Annotated in this window: 13 protein-coding genes; 9 read left to right on the forward strand and 4 right to left on the reverse strand. The window is 74.7% G+C overall.

The genetic code is table 11. From position 1 onward, the window contains the following. Positions 1-59: 59 nt before the first annotated feature. A complete protein-coding gene (locus ABEA77_RS11935; protein ID WP_425588263.1) occupies positions 60-1,445 on the forward strand; it encodes a PP2C family protein-serine/threonine phosphatase in 1,386 nt (461 codons plus the stop codon). Positions 1,446-1,477: 32 nt separating this feature from the next. Here ABEA77_RS11935 and ABEA77_RS11940 read toward each other — a convergent pair whose 3' ends face one another. Continuing rightward, positions 1,478-2,509 (reverse strand): YhfZ family protein, encoded by a 1,032-nt coding sequence (locus ABEA77_RS11940; protein ID WP_345645133.1) that lies wholly within the window; start codon positions 2,507-2,509, stop codon positions 1,478-1,480. A 65-nt stretch (positions 2,510-2,574) separates the two neighbouring features. Next, positions 2,575-3,423 carry a class I fructose-bisphosphate aldolase gene (locus ABEA77_RS11945; RefSeq protein WP_345645135.1) on the reverse strand — a complete coding sequence of 283 codons (849 nt, stop codon included), beginning with the start codon at positions 3,421-3,423 and terminating at the stop codon, positions 2,575-2,577. A gap of 135 nt (positions 3,424-3,558) precedes the next feature. Here ABEA77_RS11945 and ABEA77_RS11950 point away from each other — a divergent pair, with 135 nt between their 5' ends. The 4 genes from ABEA77_RS11950 (at position 3,559) to ABEA77_RS11965 (ending at position 8,900) form a co-directional block, all read left to right on the forward strand. After that, complete coding sequence (locus tag ABEA77_RS11950) at positions 3,559-4,956, forward strand: FAD-binding oxidoreductase (protein WP_345645138.1); 1,398 nt, start codon at positions 3,559-3,561, stop codon at positions 4,954-4,956. 43 nt (positions 4,957-4,999) lie between these two features. Continuing rightward, positions 5,000-6,382, forward strand: a complete 1,383-nt coding sequence (locus tag ABEA77_RS11955) for an FGGY family carbohydrate kinase (protein ID WP_345645140.1) — start codon at positions 5,000-5,002, stop codon at positions 6,380-6,382. Continuing rightward, positions 6,379-7,383, forward strand: coding sequence for a 1-phosphofructokinase family hexose kinase (locus ABEA77_RS11960; protein WP_345645143.1), 1,005 nt, complete (start codon positions 6,379-6,381; stop codon positions 7,381-7,383). The genes ABEA77_RS11955 and ABEA77_RS11960 overlap by 4 nt, the downstream gene beginning before the upstream one ends. 104 nt (positions 7,384-7,487) lie before the next feature. Beyond that, on the forward strand, positions 7,488-8,900 hold the full coding sequence (locus tag ABEA77_RS11965; RefSeq protein ID WP_345645146.1) for a sugar porter family MFS transporter: 1,413 nt from the start codon (positions 7,488-7,490) through the stop codon (positions 8,898-8,900). Here the strand turns inward: ABEA77_RS11965 and ABEA77_RS11970 are convergent. Continuing rightward, entirely contained in the window at positions 8,873-9,031 is a 159-nt protein-coding gene (locus ABEA77_RS11970; protein WP_345645148.1) for a hypothetical protein, read from the reverse strand. The two genes, ABEA77_RS11965 and ABEA77_RS11970, sit on opposite strands and share 28 nt — an antisense overlap. 732 nt (positions 9,032-9,763) lie before the next feature. Between ABEA77_RS11970 and ABEA77_RS11975 the strand changes: the two genes are divergently transcribed. Beyond that, positions 9,764-10,273 carry a Dps family protein gene (locus ABEA77_RS11975; protein WP_345645150.1) on the forward strand — a complete coding sequence of 170 codons (510 nt, stop codon included), beginning with the start codon at positions 9,764-9,766 and terminating at the stop codon, positions 10,271-10,273. A 47-nt stretch (positions 10,274-10,320) separates the two neighbouring features. Here the strand turns inward: ABEA77_RS11975 and ABEA77_RS11980 are convergent, their stop codons facing one another. Then, entirely contained in the window at positions 10,321-10,779 is a 459-nt protein-coding gene (locus tag ABEA77_RS11980) for an ankyrin repeat domain-containing protein (RefSeq protein WP_345645152.1), read from the reverse strand. 275 nt (positions 10,780-11,054) lie between these two features. Here ABEA77_RS11980 and ABEA77_RS11985 point away from each other — a divergent pair, with 275 nt between their 5' ends. From ABEA77_RS11985 to ABEA77_RS11995, 3 genes are all read left to right on the forward strand, one after another. Then, positions 11,055-11,576 (forward strand): Dps family protein, encoded by a 522-nt coding sequence (locus tag ABEA77_RS11985; protein WP_345645154.1) that lies wholly within the window; start codon positions 11,055-11,057, stop codon positions 11,574-11,576. Positions 11,577-11,605: 29 nt separating this feature from the next. Continuing rightward, on the forward strand, positions 11,606-13,258 hold the full coding sequence (locus ABEA77_RS11990) for a catalase (protein WP_345645157.1): 1,653 nt from the start codon (positions 11,606-11,608) through the stop codon (positions 13,256-13,258). Positions 13,259-13,536: 278 nt separating this feature from the next. Further along, positions 13,537-14,535 (forward strand): TIGR03842 family LLM class F420-dependent oxidoreductase, encoded by a 999-nt coding sequence (locus ABEA77_RS11995; protein ID WP_345645159.1) that lies wholly within the window; start codon positions 13,537-13,539, stop codon positions 14,533-14,535. Positions 14,536-14,643 lie beyond the last annotated feature (108 nt).

Consider the following 14,643-nt stretch of genomic DNA (forward strand, 5'->3'; position numbering starts at 1 on the left):
GCGGCGGCCCCCGCCGGCGGGGCTGTACCGGGCGCGTACGGCGGAAGCGAGGCAGGCACATGGCGGACGACCGGCAGGAGCCGCGGGGCCATGGTGCCCCCGACCCGGACGCCCACCCGGGCGAGGTGGCGTACATGTCGCTGCTCGACCTGCCGCTCAGCTCCGACCTGGAGCGCATCGGCGAGCAACTGCACGCCCTCGCCCGCGCCCAGGGAACGCTCAAGGAACTGCTCCAGGCCGTGGTCGACATCACCGGCGAGCTGGAGCTGCCCGTGGTGCTGCGCCGCATCGTCCGCACGGCGATGGACCTGGTCGGGGCGCGCTACGGGGCGATGGGCGTGCTCGACGAGGAGGGCAGCTTCCTCGCCGAGTTCATCCCTCTCGGGCTCGCCGCGAAGGAGCTCGCCGACCTGGACGGCACGGAGCTGCCGCGCGGGCGCGGACTGCTCGGCCACCTCATCCGCCACCCGGAGCCGCTGCGCGTCAAGGACATCGCCCGCCACCCGGAGTCCGCGGGCTTCCCGCCGGGCCACCCGGCCATGCGGACCCTGCTCGGCGTCGCGATCAGCGTGCGCGGACGCGTCTACGGCAACCTCTACCTCTCGGAGCGCAAGGACGGGCAGCCCTTCGACCAGCACGACGAGGCGGTCGTCAGGGCGCTCGCAGGCACCGCGGGCGTGGCGATCGAGAACGCCCGCCTCTACGAGCGGGTGCGGGCCGGCGCCGAGCAGTTCCAGCACCTGCTGCTGCCCAGGCTGCCCGACCTGAGCCCCTTCGCCGCCGGGGCCGCCTACCGGCCCGCGAGCCGCCCGGCCGCCGTGGGCGGCGACTGGTACGACGCGATGCTGCTGTCCGACGGCTCCTGCGTGGCCGTGATCGGCGACGTCGTCGGGCACGACCTGCGCGCTGCCGCCGACATGTCGCAGATCCGCAACATGCTCCGCGCCCTCTCCTTCGACCGGGAGGTCCCGCCCGGCACCTCACTCGCGCGGCTCGACCGCATCCTGCACACCCTGGGCGACGGGCCTGTCGCCACCGCGCTGCTCGCCCGCGTCGAACCGGCGGGCGACGCCTGGCGGCTGCACTGGTCGAGCGCGGGGCACCCGCCGCCGCTGCTCCTGCTGCCCGACGGCACGGCGCAGTACCTGGACGGCGAGCCAGGGGTACCCCTCGGGGTCTTCCGCGATTTGCCGCGCCCCGACCACACCAGGCCCGTGCCGGTGGGCAGCACGGTCGTCCTGTACACCGACGGCCTGGTGGAGGTGCCCGGCCAGTCGCTCGACCGGGGGCTCGACGCGCTCGCGGTCGTCGCCTCCCAGTACGCGGGGCGGCCGCCCGAGGAACTGTGCAGGGCGCTGTCGGGGCACCATCCGAGCGACGGCCACGACGACATGGCCGTGATCGCTTTGCGCACACCGGAGCGTACGGGCCGCGGCTCCGCCTGAAGCGCGCGGAGACGGCCCGAGGACCCGGCGCCTCAGTCGGCGGGCTGGTCGAGACGCACCCGCAACGGCCCCTCCACCGGGGGCAGTTCCGTCGCCGTCGCGGTGTCGGGCAGCGGGTCGAGCGCCCCCTGCGCCACGGCGCGCTCCAGCAGGACACCGGGGATGTTGTCCGCGGCGGCGACGAGCACGGCGGGGGAGACGGCGTCGGCGAGGGCGAGCGCGCCGGGCGCGCTGAGCGGGGCGACGACGAGGCCCGCCGCGTCCAGCGGGATGAGGGAGTCGACGGTGTGCCACACGCCCGTGTCGATCTCGCCGAGGAGTACCGCGCGGGGCACATGGGTGAAGTCGGTCTCCACGTACCGCACCGTGCCCGGTGGGAACTGGGCGTGCGTCAGGCGCCGGTGGTCGTCGGAGCGCGGGTCGATGCCCACCCGCAGAGCGCCGTCCCCGCCGCCGGACCCGGGTCCTTCCCCCCTGCTGACGACGACGAGGCTGCCGGGCGCGTAGTAGCTGCCCTTGCCCAGGGCGAGCGCCCGGTGCCCCGGGCTGCCGTCGCCGGGCCAGGCGGCGGTCTGGTCTCCGCCCCCCGGGGTGGGCAGCAGGTCGGCGGCGGCGCCCGCGGACATCAGCGTGATGTCGGCGCGGCCCTCGCCGAGGGCCCCCAGTCGGGGCTCGGCGCCGCGCAGGGTGCCGACCGTGGTCAGCGCCCCGAGGCGGGCGAACGACCGCGCCACCGCCACCGCGACGCGCAGCGGCTCGGGCGGCGCGCTCGGCGGCAGCAGCAGGTGCACCGGGGGCATCCGGGCCGCCGCCCACAGCAGGGGAGTGTCGGCCGCGGTGACGAACGTGCCCTGGTGCCCTCGGGCCGTCAGCGCGAGCGCGCCCTCGGACCGCAGCCTGCGCAGCGCCTTCTGGACGGTGCCCGAGCCGACGCCGAGCACCGCCTGGTAGTGGGTGGTGGTCGGGAGCCGGCCGCCGACCCCGAGCCGCAGCGCGTCCCGTGCGATGGCCTCCACCGGATCGCCGGTGCCTGCCTGGTCGGTCGTGGAGGTCGTCGCTGCCATCGGTCACGCGGTGCTTTCGGGGTCCGGATGCGTACAGGGGTCCTGCGGCCGGCCGTGAGCGCCCGTCAGGCGAGCGCCCGCTCGGCCTCGTCGGCGGACACCCCATCATGGACGATCGCCGAGAGGCCGGACAACACGTCCTCGGGGCGGTCGGCCCGGAAGACGCGGCGGCCGAACATCACGCCGCCCGCCCCCGCGCCGACCGCGTCGGCCGCGAGGCCGAACGTCCCGCGCCTGTCCTCGCCGCCCTTGCCGCCGGCCAGCAGGATCGGCACGTAGCAGCTCTCCGCGACCTCGGCGAACGCCTCGGGCGAGCCCGGCCACAGCGCCTTCACCAGGTCGGCGCCGATGTCCGCCGAGATCCGGCAGTACATGCTCATCACGCGCGCGGACAGCGCGTCCGGGTCGTCGCCCTCAAGCGCGGAGCGCGGCTCGATGATCAGCCCGAGGCCGAGGCGCTCGCAGTCGCGCGCGATGCGGGCGTTGCGCTCGATCTCGGCGCGTTCGAGGCGGGTGTCGCGCTGGCCGACGTACAGATACGTCATGACCGCGTCCACGCCCGCGGCGGCGACCGGCTCCAGGTCCGCGAGCTGCGCGAGCACACCCTCGGCGCGGCCGTCGGAGCCCGGCGTGTAGACGCCCCGCGCGTGGTTCTTCCAGTCCAGATGGAGGACGAGCCCCGGTCGGTCGCGGCCGGTGAACGTGTCCTCCACCAGCGGGACCATCCCGGGCGTGACCATGATGCCGTCGGCGCCGCGCAGCCTGCCGAAGACCGCGCGGATCTCGTCCCTGGTCCGCAGACCGGCCGGTGGACCGCCCGTCACGCCGTGCGAGGTCGCCACGACCACCGCGCGCCCGCTCTCAGGGCGCACCAGGCGTCCGAGCCGGATCTTCTTGCCGGTCCGTGCATCCACGATGAGAACTCCAATATGCAGCTTGCAGAGAATTGCATTTTGAGCCTAGGATCCCGGCAGGCGGCTGTCAATCGAGCCGCACCGGCCGGGCCGGCACGTCCACCGGCCACGAACCACGACCCCGGGAGCCCCCCCATGGCCGACCTCGCCGCCGCCCTCTCCGAGCTGTCGGAGGCGCTCGGCCCCGACGCCGTACGCACCGACGGCGAAGCCCTCGACCGCTCCAGCCACGACTCCTGGCCCCTGTCGGCCAAACTCGACCGGCTCGGCAGCCACCGCCACCGCGCCGACGCCGTGGTCGGCGTCGCCGACGAGCGGGGGATCCGCGCGGTCCTGTCCGCGGCGGCGCGCCACGACGTGCCCGTCACCGTCCGCGCCCTCGCGTCCTCCGTGACCGGCCAGCCGCTGCCCGTGCGCGGCGGCATCGTCCTCGACCTGTCCGCGCTGCCCGACGCGTACGAGGTCGACGCCGAGAACCTCACCGTCAGCGTCACCGCGGGCCACAACGGCGGCGCCCTGGAGGACGCGCTCAACGCCCGGGGCCTCACTCTCGGCCACTCGCCCCAGTCGCTGTACCGCTCCAGCGTCGGGGGCTGGCTCGCCACCCTCGCCACCGGCCAGTTCTCCTCGTACTACGGCGGCATAGAGGACCTCGTCACCGGCTACACCGTCACCCTCGCCACCGGCGAGACCCTCCGCCTCAAGGCGTCGCCGCGCGCCGCCATGGGCCCCGACCTGCGGCAGCTGTTCCTCGGCTCTGAGGGCACCCTCGGCGTCATCACCTCGGTGACCCTGAAGGTCTTCCCCCTGCCGCAGACCCGGCTGCTCCAGACCTACGAGCTGCCCGGCGTCGAGGAGGGCGTCGCCCTGCTGCGGGCCCAGGCCGCGGCCGGCCTGCGCCCCTTCCTGCTGCGGCTCTACGACCCTGCCGAGGCCCGGCACGCCCTCCAGGACGACACCCTCACCGCGCCCGTGCTGTTCACCGGCACCCAGGGCCCCGACGCGGTCGCGCGGGCCGAGGCCGACGTCCTCGACGCCCTCGTGCGCGAGCACGGCGGGCGCGCCCTCGGCCCCGACGGCGCGGAGAAGTGGATGGCGAGGCGCTTCGACTTCTCCTCGGTCGAGAACCTCCTCGCCCAGGACGGCGGTTACGCGGAGACCATCGAGGTCGCCCACACCTGGCGCGGCGTCCTGCCGCTCTACCGCGCCCTCACCGCGGATCTGGCGCCGCTCGCCGACGAGGTGCTCGCCCACTTCTCCCACGTCTACACCCAGGGCACGTCGCTCTACCTCATCCTGCGCGGCACCGCCGCCACCGACGAGGAGGCCGTCGCCCGCCTCGAACGGATCTGGGAGACCGCGATGCGCACGGCGCTCGCGCACGGCGCGGAGCTCTCCCACCACCACGGCGGCGGCCTCGCCCGCTCCCCGTACACCCGGCGCTCCCTCGGCGCGTCGCACCTGCTGCTGCGCCGCCTCAAGCACGCCCTCGACCCGAACGGCGTGCTCAATCCGGGGAAGCTCGGCCTCTGAACCCGCCCCACCCACCCGACTCGCGAGGAGAGGCCAGGAAACGATGTGGTTTCTCGGCATCGACATCGGCACCACCCATGTGAAGGCGGCCGGCGTCACCGACGACGGCACGCCGCTCGAACCCGGGCGCGTCCGCACCCCGACCGGCACCGTCGACGGCCTGGCGTGCCACGACGCGGAGGAGGTCTGGCGGGCCGCCACCGCGCTGGTGGCGCGCTACGCCCGCACCACCGCCGCGCCGTACGGACCGCTCGCGGGCGTCGCCGTCGCCTCGTTCGGCCAGGAGGAGTCCGTGCCCGTCGACCGGCGCGGCAGGCCCCTGCACCCCTCGCCCGCCTGGTGGGAGACCCGGCCGGAGCGCGCGCTCGACACCGCGACCGCCGAGCTGCTCTCCTCCTTCGAGCACTACCGCGTCTCCGGCATCAGGCACAGGACCGACCAGACGCCCGAGCGGACCGCGCACCTCAGGCGCGCCCGCCCCGAGGTGTGGCGCGACACCGCGCGCTGGGTCGACTTCTGCGCCTTCGCCACCCACCGCATGACCGGCGAGTGGACCGCGGCCACCTCCCAGATCACCCACAGCCAGTGCTTCGACCTGGCGACCCTCGCACCCGACGACCGGCTCATGGACCGCCTCGGCATGGACCCCGGCATGTTCGCGCCCGCCCTGCCCGCGGGGGCCGACGCGGGCGCGATCAGGCCGGACGCGCTGCCCGGCGTGCTGCTCGCGCCGGGCGCGCGCGCCGTCGTCGGCGGCCACGACCAGGTCGTGGCCGCCCGCCAGGCGCACGCGGCGGACGGCGCCCGCGTCCTCGACTCCATCGGCACCTCCGAGTACCTGATGGTCCTCGCCGACACCTACCGTCCGGACCGCGGCGCCTGGGAGCTCGGCGTCGACTGGGAGCGGTCCTGGACCCCGGACGGCTTCGTGCTCGGCCACCCCGTGCCCACCGGCAAGGTGGTGCAACTGCTCGCCGAACTCTGCTACGGGGGCGACTTCGACGCCCTGTTCGCCGGGCTCGCCGCCGCACGCCCCGGCGCGCTGCCCGGCCTTTCCGTACGCTTCCACGACGCGTCGGCCGCCGGTGCGGGGCTGCTCACCCTGGACGGCCTGCCCGCAGGCGCCCGCCCCGCCGACGTCGTACGGCGCTGCCTCGACCAGCTGTCGGACACCGCATGGGAGGCGGTCGGCGAGATGTGCGCACGCGCCGGCACCCGGGCCGGGTCCGTGGCCCTCATGGGATCGCTGTTCCGCCGCCCCGAGATGGCCGGGCACCGCGCCGGGCGCTGGGGCGTCCCGCTGCGCGTGGTGCCGCTCGCCGAGCCCGTCGCCCACGGCGCGGCGCTCCTCGCCCGCGACGCCCTCGCCGGCCCGCCCGCACCGCCGCGGCCCCCGGCTGCCCGCACGACGCAGGAGACACCGTGACCATCGCCATCGCCTCGGCCAACTCCGCCGTGGAGCGGCTGCTCGTGGTGGCAGCGCACCGCCCCGGCACCGTGCACCGCCTCGTGCGCAGCGAGACCCTCGCGGGAGGCAAGGGCGTCAATGTCGCCCGCGTGCTCGCCGCGCTCGGCCCGGAGGCCGGGACCCTCGGCGCCGGCGGGGAGCGCGCCGTGCCGCCCCCGCTGCTGTTCGGGCTGTGCGGCGGCGCGACCGGCCGCCTCTTCCACGACCTGCTGCGCGCCGAGGGCATCCGCTGCGACCTCACGGCCACCGAGGGCGCCACCCGGGTCAACGAGGTCCTCGTCGACCGCTCGGCGCCGGACGGCGCCACGGTCTACAACGCGGCGGGTCCCACCGTTACGGAGGACGAACTCGCTTCGTTCGACGAGGTGTTCACCCGTGCCCTGGCCGAGGCCGACGCCCTGGTGTGCACCGGCAGCATCCCGCCAGGCATGCCGGACGAGCAGTACGCGCGGTGGATCGAGCGGGCCCGCGGGCGCGGTGTGACCACCGTGCTCGACGCACACGGCCCCGCGCTCGCCGCGGGGGCGGCCGCAGCCCCCGACGTCGTCAAGGTCAACAGGGACGAGCTCGACGCGGTGTCCGGCAAGCGCGCCGCGGCGGCCACCGTACGCGCCTGGCTCGACGGCGGCGTCCGGTGCGTCGTCGTCACCGACGGCGGCGGCCCCGTCCAGGTGTCCACCCGCGAGGCCGGGTTCGAGGTGGCGCCGCCGCGTGTGCCGGTGCGCAGCGCGGTCGGCTCGGGCGACGCCTTCTGCGCGGGACTCGTGCACAGCATGCTCGGCGCCCCCGGCGCCGGCTGGCCGCGGCATCTGCGCGCCGCTGCCGCCTGCGGAGCCTCCAACGCGGCGAGTGAGACGGCGGGCCTGTCCGCAGAGCTCCCGCCGCGCGCACTGCTCGACCAGGTCGCGGTGCGCACCCGCGCACCCCGCACGCCACGGGCCGGCACCGCCCGGGGCTGACCCCGCGGGGACCCGGCCGAGGCCCGGGTCCCCGACAGAACGGCCCGCGCAGGCGGGCACGGGCCGCGACACCGCCGTCGCCGCCCCGAACCACGGAGGTTCTGATGGTCACCACCACGTCCCGGCCGCCTTCCGCCGGCCACATGAGGAGCGTCCTCCTCATCACCTTCGTCACCGCCGTGGGCGGTTTCCTCTTCGGCTTCGACAACGGGGCCATCTCGGGGTCGGCCGGCTTCATCCAGGACCGCTTCCACCTCGGTCCCGGCGGCCTCGGCTGGGTGACGTCCAGCATCATCGTCGGCTGCATCGTGGGCGTGGTGCTCGCCGGGCGCCTCAGCGACGCGGTGGGCCGCAAGAAGGTCATGCTCGCCATCGCCGTCGTGTTCGTCATCGGCGCGATAGGCGAGGCCCTCGCGCCCTCCTCGGGCTGGCTGGTGGCCGCGCGCGTCCTCGTCGGTGTCGGCATCGGCACCGAGACCACCATCGCGCCGCTCTACATCGCCGAAGTGGCGCCGGCCCGGGTGCGCGGCCGGCTCGTCTCGTTCAACCAGCTGTTCAACACCGTGGGAAACCTGGTGGTGTTCAGCGTCAGCGCGCTCATCTCCCGGATGAACAGCGAGGCATGGAACATCAGCACCGGCTGGCGCTGGACCTTCGCGGTCGGGGTCGTGCCCGCCGTCGCGTTCTTCCTGCTCCTCTTCCTGGTGCCGGAGAGCCCCCGCTGGCTGGCCCGCGCGGGCCGCCGCGCCGAGGCGCTCGCCGTCCTGGGCCGCATCAACGCCTCGCCCGCCGACGCGGAGGCCGAACTCGCTGCCATCGAGGAGGCGTCGGGCGCCCCGGGAGCGCGGCTGGGCGACCTCCTGACACCGCGCCTGCGCAAGACCCTGCTGATCGGCTTCGGCGTCGCGCTGTTCCAGCAGATCACCGGCATCAACGCGATCTTCTACTACGCCCCCGAGGTCTTCAAGTCCGCCGGGCTCGGCTCCGACGACGCCATGTCGAGCACCGTCCTGATCGGCGTCGTGCTGGTCCTCGCCACCCTGCTGTCCATGTGGCTGATCGACCGGGTGGGCCGCAGGTCGCTCCTCCTGGTCGGCGCCACCGCCATGACCGTCCTGCTCGCCGCGACCGGCACCGTCTTCCGCGCGGCCCACCCCGAAGGACCGCTGCTGCTGGTTCTCATCCTCGGCTATGTCGCCTTCTTCGCGGTGTCGTTCGGCACCGTCGCCTATGTGGTGATCTCCGAGATCTTCCCCACCCGGGTGCGGGGCGTGGCGGCGTCCGTCGCGACCTTCGCCCTCTGGGGCGGCAACTACCTGGTCTCGCAGTTCTTCCCGGTCCTCGTCTCCGGGATCGGCTCGTCCGCCACCTTCTACCTCTTCTCCGGGATCTCCCTGCTCGCCCTGGCCTTCACCGCGGTGCTCGTGCCCGAGACCAAGGGGCGCAGCCTGGAGGAGGTCGAGGAGCAGCTCTACGGGCGCGGCACGGGTCAACCGCCCGTGGCGCAGCGCCGGTAGAGCGCGGTCAGCGGAGTCCTCGGCAGGCGCGGCGGGTCCTGCGGGCCCGCCGCCTCCTGCGTGCCGTAGCGCCGCTCGGCCGCCGCGCCGTCCCCGGCGAGGCCGTGCCCCGTGCCGGGCCGCGGGGTCACGCCGTACGATCCGTCCCCCTCGTACGTCCACACCGCGGCGTCGGGAACCCTGTCGTGGTCGAAGTCGGTGACGGCCGCGCCCGAACTCTCGTCCAGGCCCAGGCTCTTGCGGTGCCCGCTCGTGCCGTCCCGATGGAGCGGGCCGACCCGCAGCTCCCCGATCCGCGCGGGGGAGGGGGCGCCGGTCCCGGGGGCTTCGACACCACGACGATCAGGTCGAGTTCGTCGTCGCCCGTGAAGTCGGCCACGGCGCCCGCCGCGCTCTCCCCGGTGTGCGCGCCTGCGAGGGAGCGCAGGGGGACGGGACGGCCGAAGCCGCCGCCCTGCTCGCCCCAGCGCACCACCAGGCCGCGGCCCGCGCCCCCCGGTCTCGACGCGGTCGGGCCACGCGTCCCCGTCGAGCCATCCCACCAGCGCGCCGTCCGCGGGGCCACGCAGGGCGGCCTGCGGTCCGCGGGCAGCGGCACCGCGGGGGTGCCGCACGCCGCCGCACAGCCCATCGCCGCCGCAGTGGCCAGCGCCGCCGGCAGCCGTACCCGCTCCACGCCGCCCCTCCCTCCGTCGCAGGGACCGCCACCGTACCGGCGGCGCGCGCGGCGCGGGTACGGGCGGTGCGGACGGCGCCGGGCTGCGGGCCGTGCGGTCCTGGTCGACACTGGAGTGTGAACGGACGCACGTGGCTCCTGCCTGCGCTCGCCGTGCGGGCAGGGCGTTTTCCCAAGGAGCGTACGCATGACGTCGGACACTGTTTCTCGCACAGCCCGGCTCTCCGAGCAGGACGCCGCCGTCGGTTTCACGGCGTCCAGGCAGCTCGCTGAGTCCCTGCAGGCGGTCCTGGTCGACCTGGTCGAACTGCATCTCCAGGGCAAGCAGGCCCACTGGAACCTGGTCGGCCACAACTTCCGCGACCTGCACAAACAGCTCGACCACATCGTGGACTACGCGCGCGACGCCGGCGACACCATCGCGGAGCGCATGCGCAGCCTGCACGCCGTGCCGGACGGCAGGTCCGACACCGTGGTCGCCACCACGACGCTGCCCGCCTTCCCCGAGGGCGAGCTGAGTGTGGCGGCGGTGGTCGACCTGGTCACGACGCGTCTGCACGCGGCCACGGCCACACTGCGGCGCGTGCACGACGGAGTGGACGCGGAGGACCCGTCGACGGCTGACCTCCTCCACGGCATCATCGACAAGCTGGAGCAGTACGCCTGGATGGTGAGCTCGGAGAACCGCGAGGTGTGAGGGGACGGCGGCGCCGGTCAGCGGGCCCCGGCGCGGCGCCGGTCAGGTCAGCGGGCCCCGGCCCCGGCGAACCGCAGGACGTAGGCGTCCCGTCCGAAGAACTCGGCCAGGCCCCGCGCGGAGGGCGCCCCCAGGTCGGGGTCGGCGCCGGCCCCCAGCAGGAGGCCGACGATCTCCGGCTCGTCCTTGAACACCGCGGCCCCCAGGGGGCTCTGGCCCCGGTCGTTGACACGGTCGGGGTCGGCGCGGTGCCGCAGCAGCAGGGCGACCGTGTCGGCGTGGCCGTGGTAGGCGGCCAGCATGAGGAGGGTGTCGCCGCTGGTGTTGGTGAGGTTGGGCGGGGCACCCGCGGCCAGGTACCGGGCAAGCAGCGCGTCCCCGCCGGTGCGGGCGAGCCCGAAAAACGTGCCGGCCAGTTCGACGACGCCGTCCTCGTAGGCGGGCGCGGTGCCGCGGGCCGCGGGCGGCGCCGAGGGGTGCGGTGCGGGCGGGGGCTGCTCGGGCATCTGCACGGCTCCTGGCGGGAGGGACGGGGTGGGGGAGTGGCACCACCACCCTGAGGGCTTAAGTTGACTCTGTCAATTATGAGCCCTCGGGGCGTTGGTCGTCCGCGACGGCGGGCGGGGCGGGCTCTGGCCACCTAAAGTTGACTGAGTCAAAACAAGGTGTAGTGTGGCGGTCGTCCGGTCGCCGCGGCGGTACACCAACCGCCCAGGCCCGCAGGGGGGTACGACCACACCCGCGGACCGCGATCCGGCCTCCCGATGGAACGGAGCCCGTTGTGATCACCACTTACTCCGGTACCGCGCTCGCCGGCCGCCGCCGCGAGGGCGACGCCCCCGCGGCCACCGCGGACCCACGCACCGCCGCGGCCCTCCAGGCGGTCCTCGTCGACCTGCTTGAGCTGCAGGCCCAGGCCAAGCAGGCCCACTGGAACGTCGTGGGCGCCACCTTCCACGGCCTCCACCTCCAGCTGGACGACATCGCCACCACCGCCCGCACCCAGGCCGACACGTTCGCCGAGCGGCTGCGCGCGCTGGGCGCCTCGCCCGACGGGACGAGCGACACCGTCGCCACCACCACCACGCTGCCCGCCCTGCCCACGGGCGTGCTCGCGGCCACCGCGGCCACCCGGGAGATCACCGGGCGGCTGCACACCACGGCCGACACGCTGCACTCCGCGCTGACCGCCCTGGAAGGCCGGGACGCCGTGAGCGCCGACCTCGTCACCACGGCCCTTGAGGCGCTGGAGAAGCACGCCTGGATGCTGCGCGCCGGCGTACCCGCGGCCGGCCGGCCCTGAACCGTACGAACCGAGGAGCACGCCCACCCATGACAGCCAACGCACCGCACGGCGACACCCGCGCCGTCCTGACGAACCGGCAGGGACATCCGGTACACGACAACCAGAACCAGCGCACGGTCGGCTCCCGCGGCCCGGCGACGCTGGAGAACTACCAGTACCTGGAGAAGATCTCCCACTTCGACCGGGAGCGGGTGCCCGAGCGGGTCGTGCACGCGCGCGGCGCGACGGCCTTCGGCCACTTCGAGGCGTACGGGACAGTGGGCGGCGAGCCGATCGCCCGGTACACGCGGGCGAAGCTGTTCCAGACCGCGGGCAGGCGCACCGATGTCGCAGTGCGGTTCTCGACGGTGGCGGGCGGGCGCGACTCCTCCGAGGCGGCCCGCGACCCGCGCGGCTTCGCCGTCAAGTTCTACACGGAGGACGGCAACTGGGACCTGGTGGGCAACAACCTCGGTGTGTTCTTCATCCGGGACGCCATCAAGTTCCCCGACGTGATCCACTCCCAGAAGCCGGACCCCGTGACGTTCGAACGGCAGATCCCCAACCGGGTGTTCGACTTCGCGGCGGCGTCCCCCGAGTCCCTGCACATGTACACACTGGTCTTCGGCCCCCGGGGCATCCCCGCCTCCTACCGGCACCAGCAGGGCTTCGGCGTGAACACCTACAAGTGGGTGAACGCGGAGGGCGCGACGACGCTGGTCAAGTACCACTGGGTCCCCAAGGCCGGTGTGAAGTCGCTGACGGCCGAGCAGGCAGCCCGCGTCCAGGCGCACGAACTGGGCAGCCACACCAAGGACCTGTACGACGCGATCGCCCGGGGTGACCACCCCGAGTGGGAGCTGCGGGTCCAGCTGATGGACGACCACGACCACCCCGAGCTCGACTGGGACCCGCTGGACGACACCAAGGTGTGGCCGGAGAACGACTACCCGCCGCTGCCGGTGGGGCGCATGGTGCTCGACCGCGCCCCGGAGAACTTCTTCGCGCAGAGCGAGCAGATCGCGTTCGGCACCGGCGTGCTCGTCGACGGCCTGGACTTCTCCGACGACAAGATGCTGGTGGGCAGGACCTTCGCCTACAGCGACGCCCAGCGCTACCGGGTGGGCCCGAACTACCTCCAACTCCCGGTCAACGCACCGGCGAACGCCGCGGTGCGCACCAACCAGCGCGACGGCGCCATGGCGTACGCGGTGGACCCGGGCGGCAGCGACCCCTCGATCACCTACGAGCCCTCGGTGCGCGGCGGGCTGCGGGAGGCGCCCTACCCGCACGAGGACGTGCAGGGGCCCGAGATCAGCGGCCGGCTGACCCGGGCGAGGATCGAGCGCACGGACGACTACCGCCAGGCCGGCGAGCGGTTCCTGCTCTGCGAGGAGTGGGAGCGCGACGACCTCGTGCGCAATCTGGCCGACGCGCTCGCCCGGTGCGACCGAGTGGTGCGGGAGCGGATGCTGTGGCACCTGTTCATGGCCGAGGACGAGTACGGCCGCAGGGTCGGCGAGAAGCTCGGCATGACCGCGGACGACGTCCGCCACCTCGGCCCGCTGCCCGACAGGCCCCTGAGCGAGGAGGAGTCGCGGCGCGCCGCGAACCTCGGCCGCAACGGCAGCCGCGACGTGGCCGGCCTGGTCATGACCCACTGCGTACCCAACGAGAACGCGGTGGTCGCCGGGGCCTGAGGAGGCCGCCCGGGGAGTGTGCGTCCGCCGCCCGGGGCGGCGGGCGGGGGTGCCGGCGCGGGGCGCGAGCGGGATGCGCGCCTGCGCCGGCGGGCGGTGCGGCGGGGAGGGGATGCCCTGCCGCGCCGCCCGTGCGCGCGTCGTGCCCCGAACGGCGGCAAACGGCGGAAACCGGACGGTTGCCCGCCGTCCCGTGTGGCAGGCTCTCCGCAGGCCGGGGCCCGCCGCCCGGCGCCCGGCCAGCAGCATCACCGCTGCCGGACCCAGGAGGCCTCCCGATGGACTTCGGACTCGTCCTTCAGACGGACCCGCCGGCCCGCGCGGTCGTCGACCTGATGCGCCGTGCCGAGTCGGCCGGCTTCCGGTACGGCTGGACCTTCGACTCGGCGGTGCTGTGGCAGGAGCCGTTCGTCATCCACAGCCGCGTGCTCGCGGAGACCGAGCACCTGGTGGTGGGCCCGATGGTGACCAACCCCGCGACCAGGGCCTGGGAGGTGACGGCCTCCACCTTCGCGACGCTCAACGACATGTACGGCAACCGCACGGTCTGCGGCATCGGCCGCGGCGACTCCGCGGTGCGCGTCGCGGGCCGCGCCCCCGAGACCCTGGCCAGGCTCGGCGAGGCGATCGGCGTCATCCGCGACCTCGCGGAGGGCCGGGAGGCCCGGGTGGACGGGCGCGCGCTGCGGCTGCCCTGGGTGCGCGACGGCCGCCTGCCGGTGTGGATGGCCGCGTACGGGCCGCGGGCGCTGGCGCTGGCGGGGCGCGTCGCCGACGGGCTGATCCTCCAGCTCGCCGACCCCTACCTGGCGGAGTGGATGATCCGGGCGGCCAGGGCGGCTGCCGCGGAGGCGGGCCGCGACCCGGCCGCTCTCACCGTGTGTGTCGCGGCCCCCGCGTACGTCGGCGACGACCTGGCGCACGCGCGCGAGCAGTGCCGCTGGTTCGGCGGCATGGTCGGCAACCACGTCGCCGACCTGGTCGCCCGCTACGGCGCCCGCTCCGACGCCGTCCCCGCCGAGCTGACCGACTACATCGAGCAGCGGCAGAGCTACGACTACGCGCACCACGGCAGGGCGGGCAACCCCTCGGCCGACTTCGTGCCCGACGCCGTCGTGGACCGCTTCTGCCTGCTGGGCGACGCGGCGGCGCACCGCGCGAAGCTGCGCGCCCTCGCGGACCTCGGCGTCGACCAGTTCGCGCTCTACGCGATGCACGACGCCAAGGAGGCGACCGTCGACGCGTACGGTGACCGGGTCATCCCCGGCCTTGCCTGAGCGGCCTGTTCCCCAACTGGCCTTGCCCGCAAGCCTCGTGAGGGCCGCCCAGCGCTGTCGACTTGCAGCCGCCGGGGCCCGGGTCGCCATCGGCTGACCAGAACTCTG

The sequence above is a fragment of the Streptomyces tremellae genome, from assembly GCF_039540215.1.
In the GTDB taxonomy this organism is placed as follows: Bacteria; Actinomycetota; Actinomycetes; order Streptomycetales; family Streptomycetaceae; genus Streptomyces; species Streptomyces tremellae.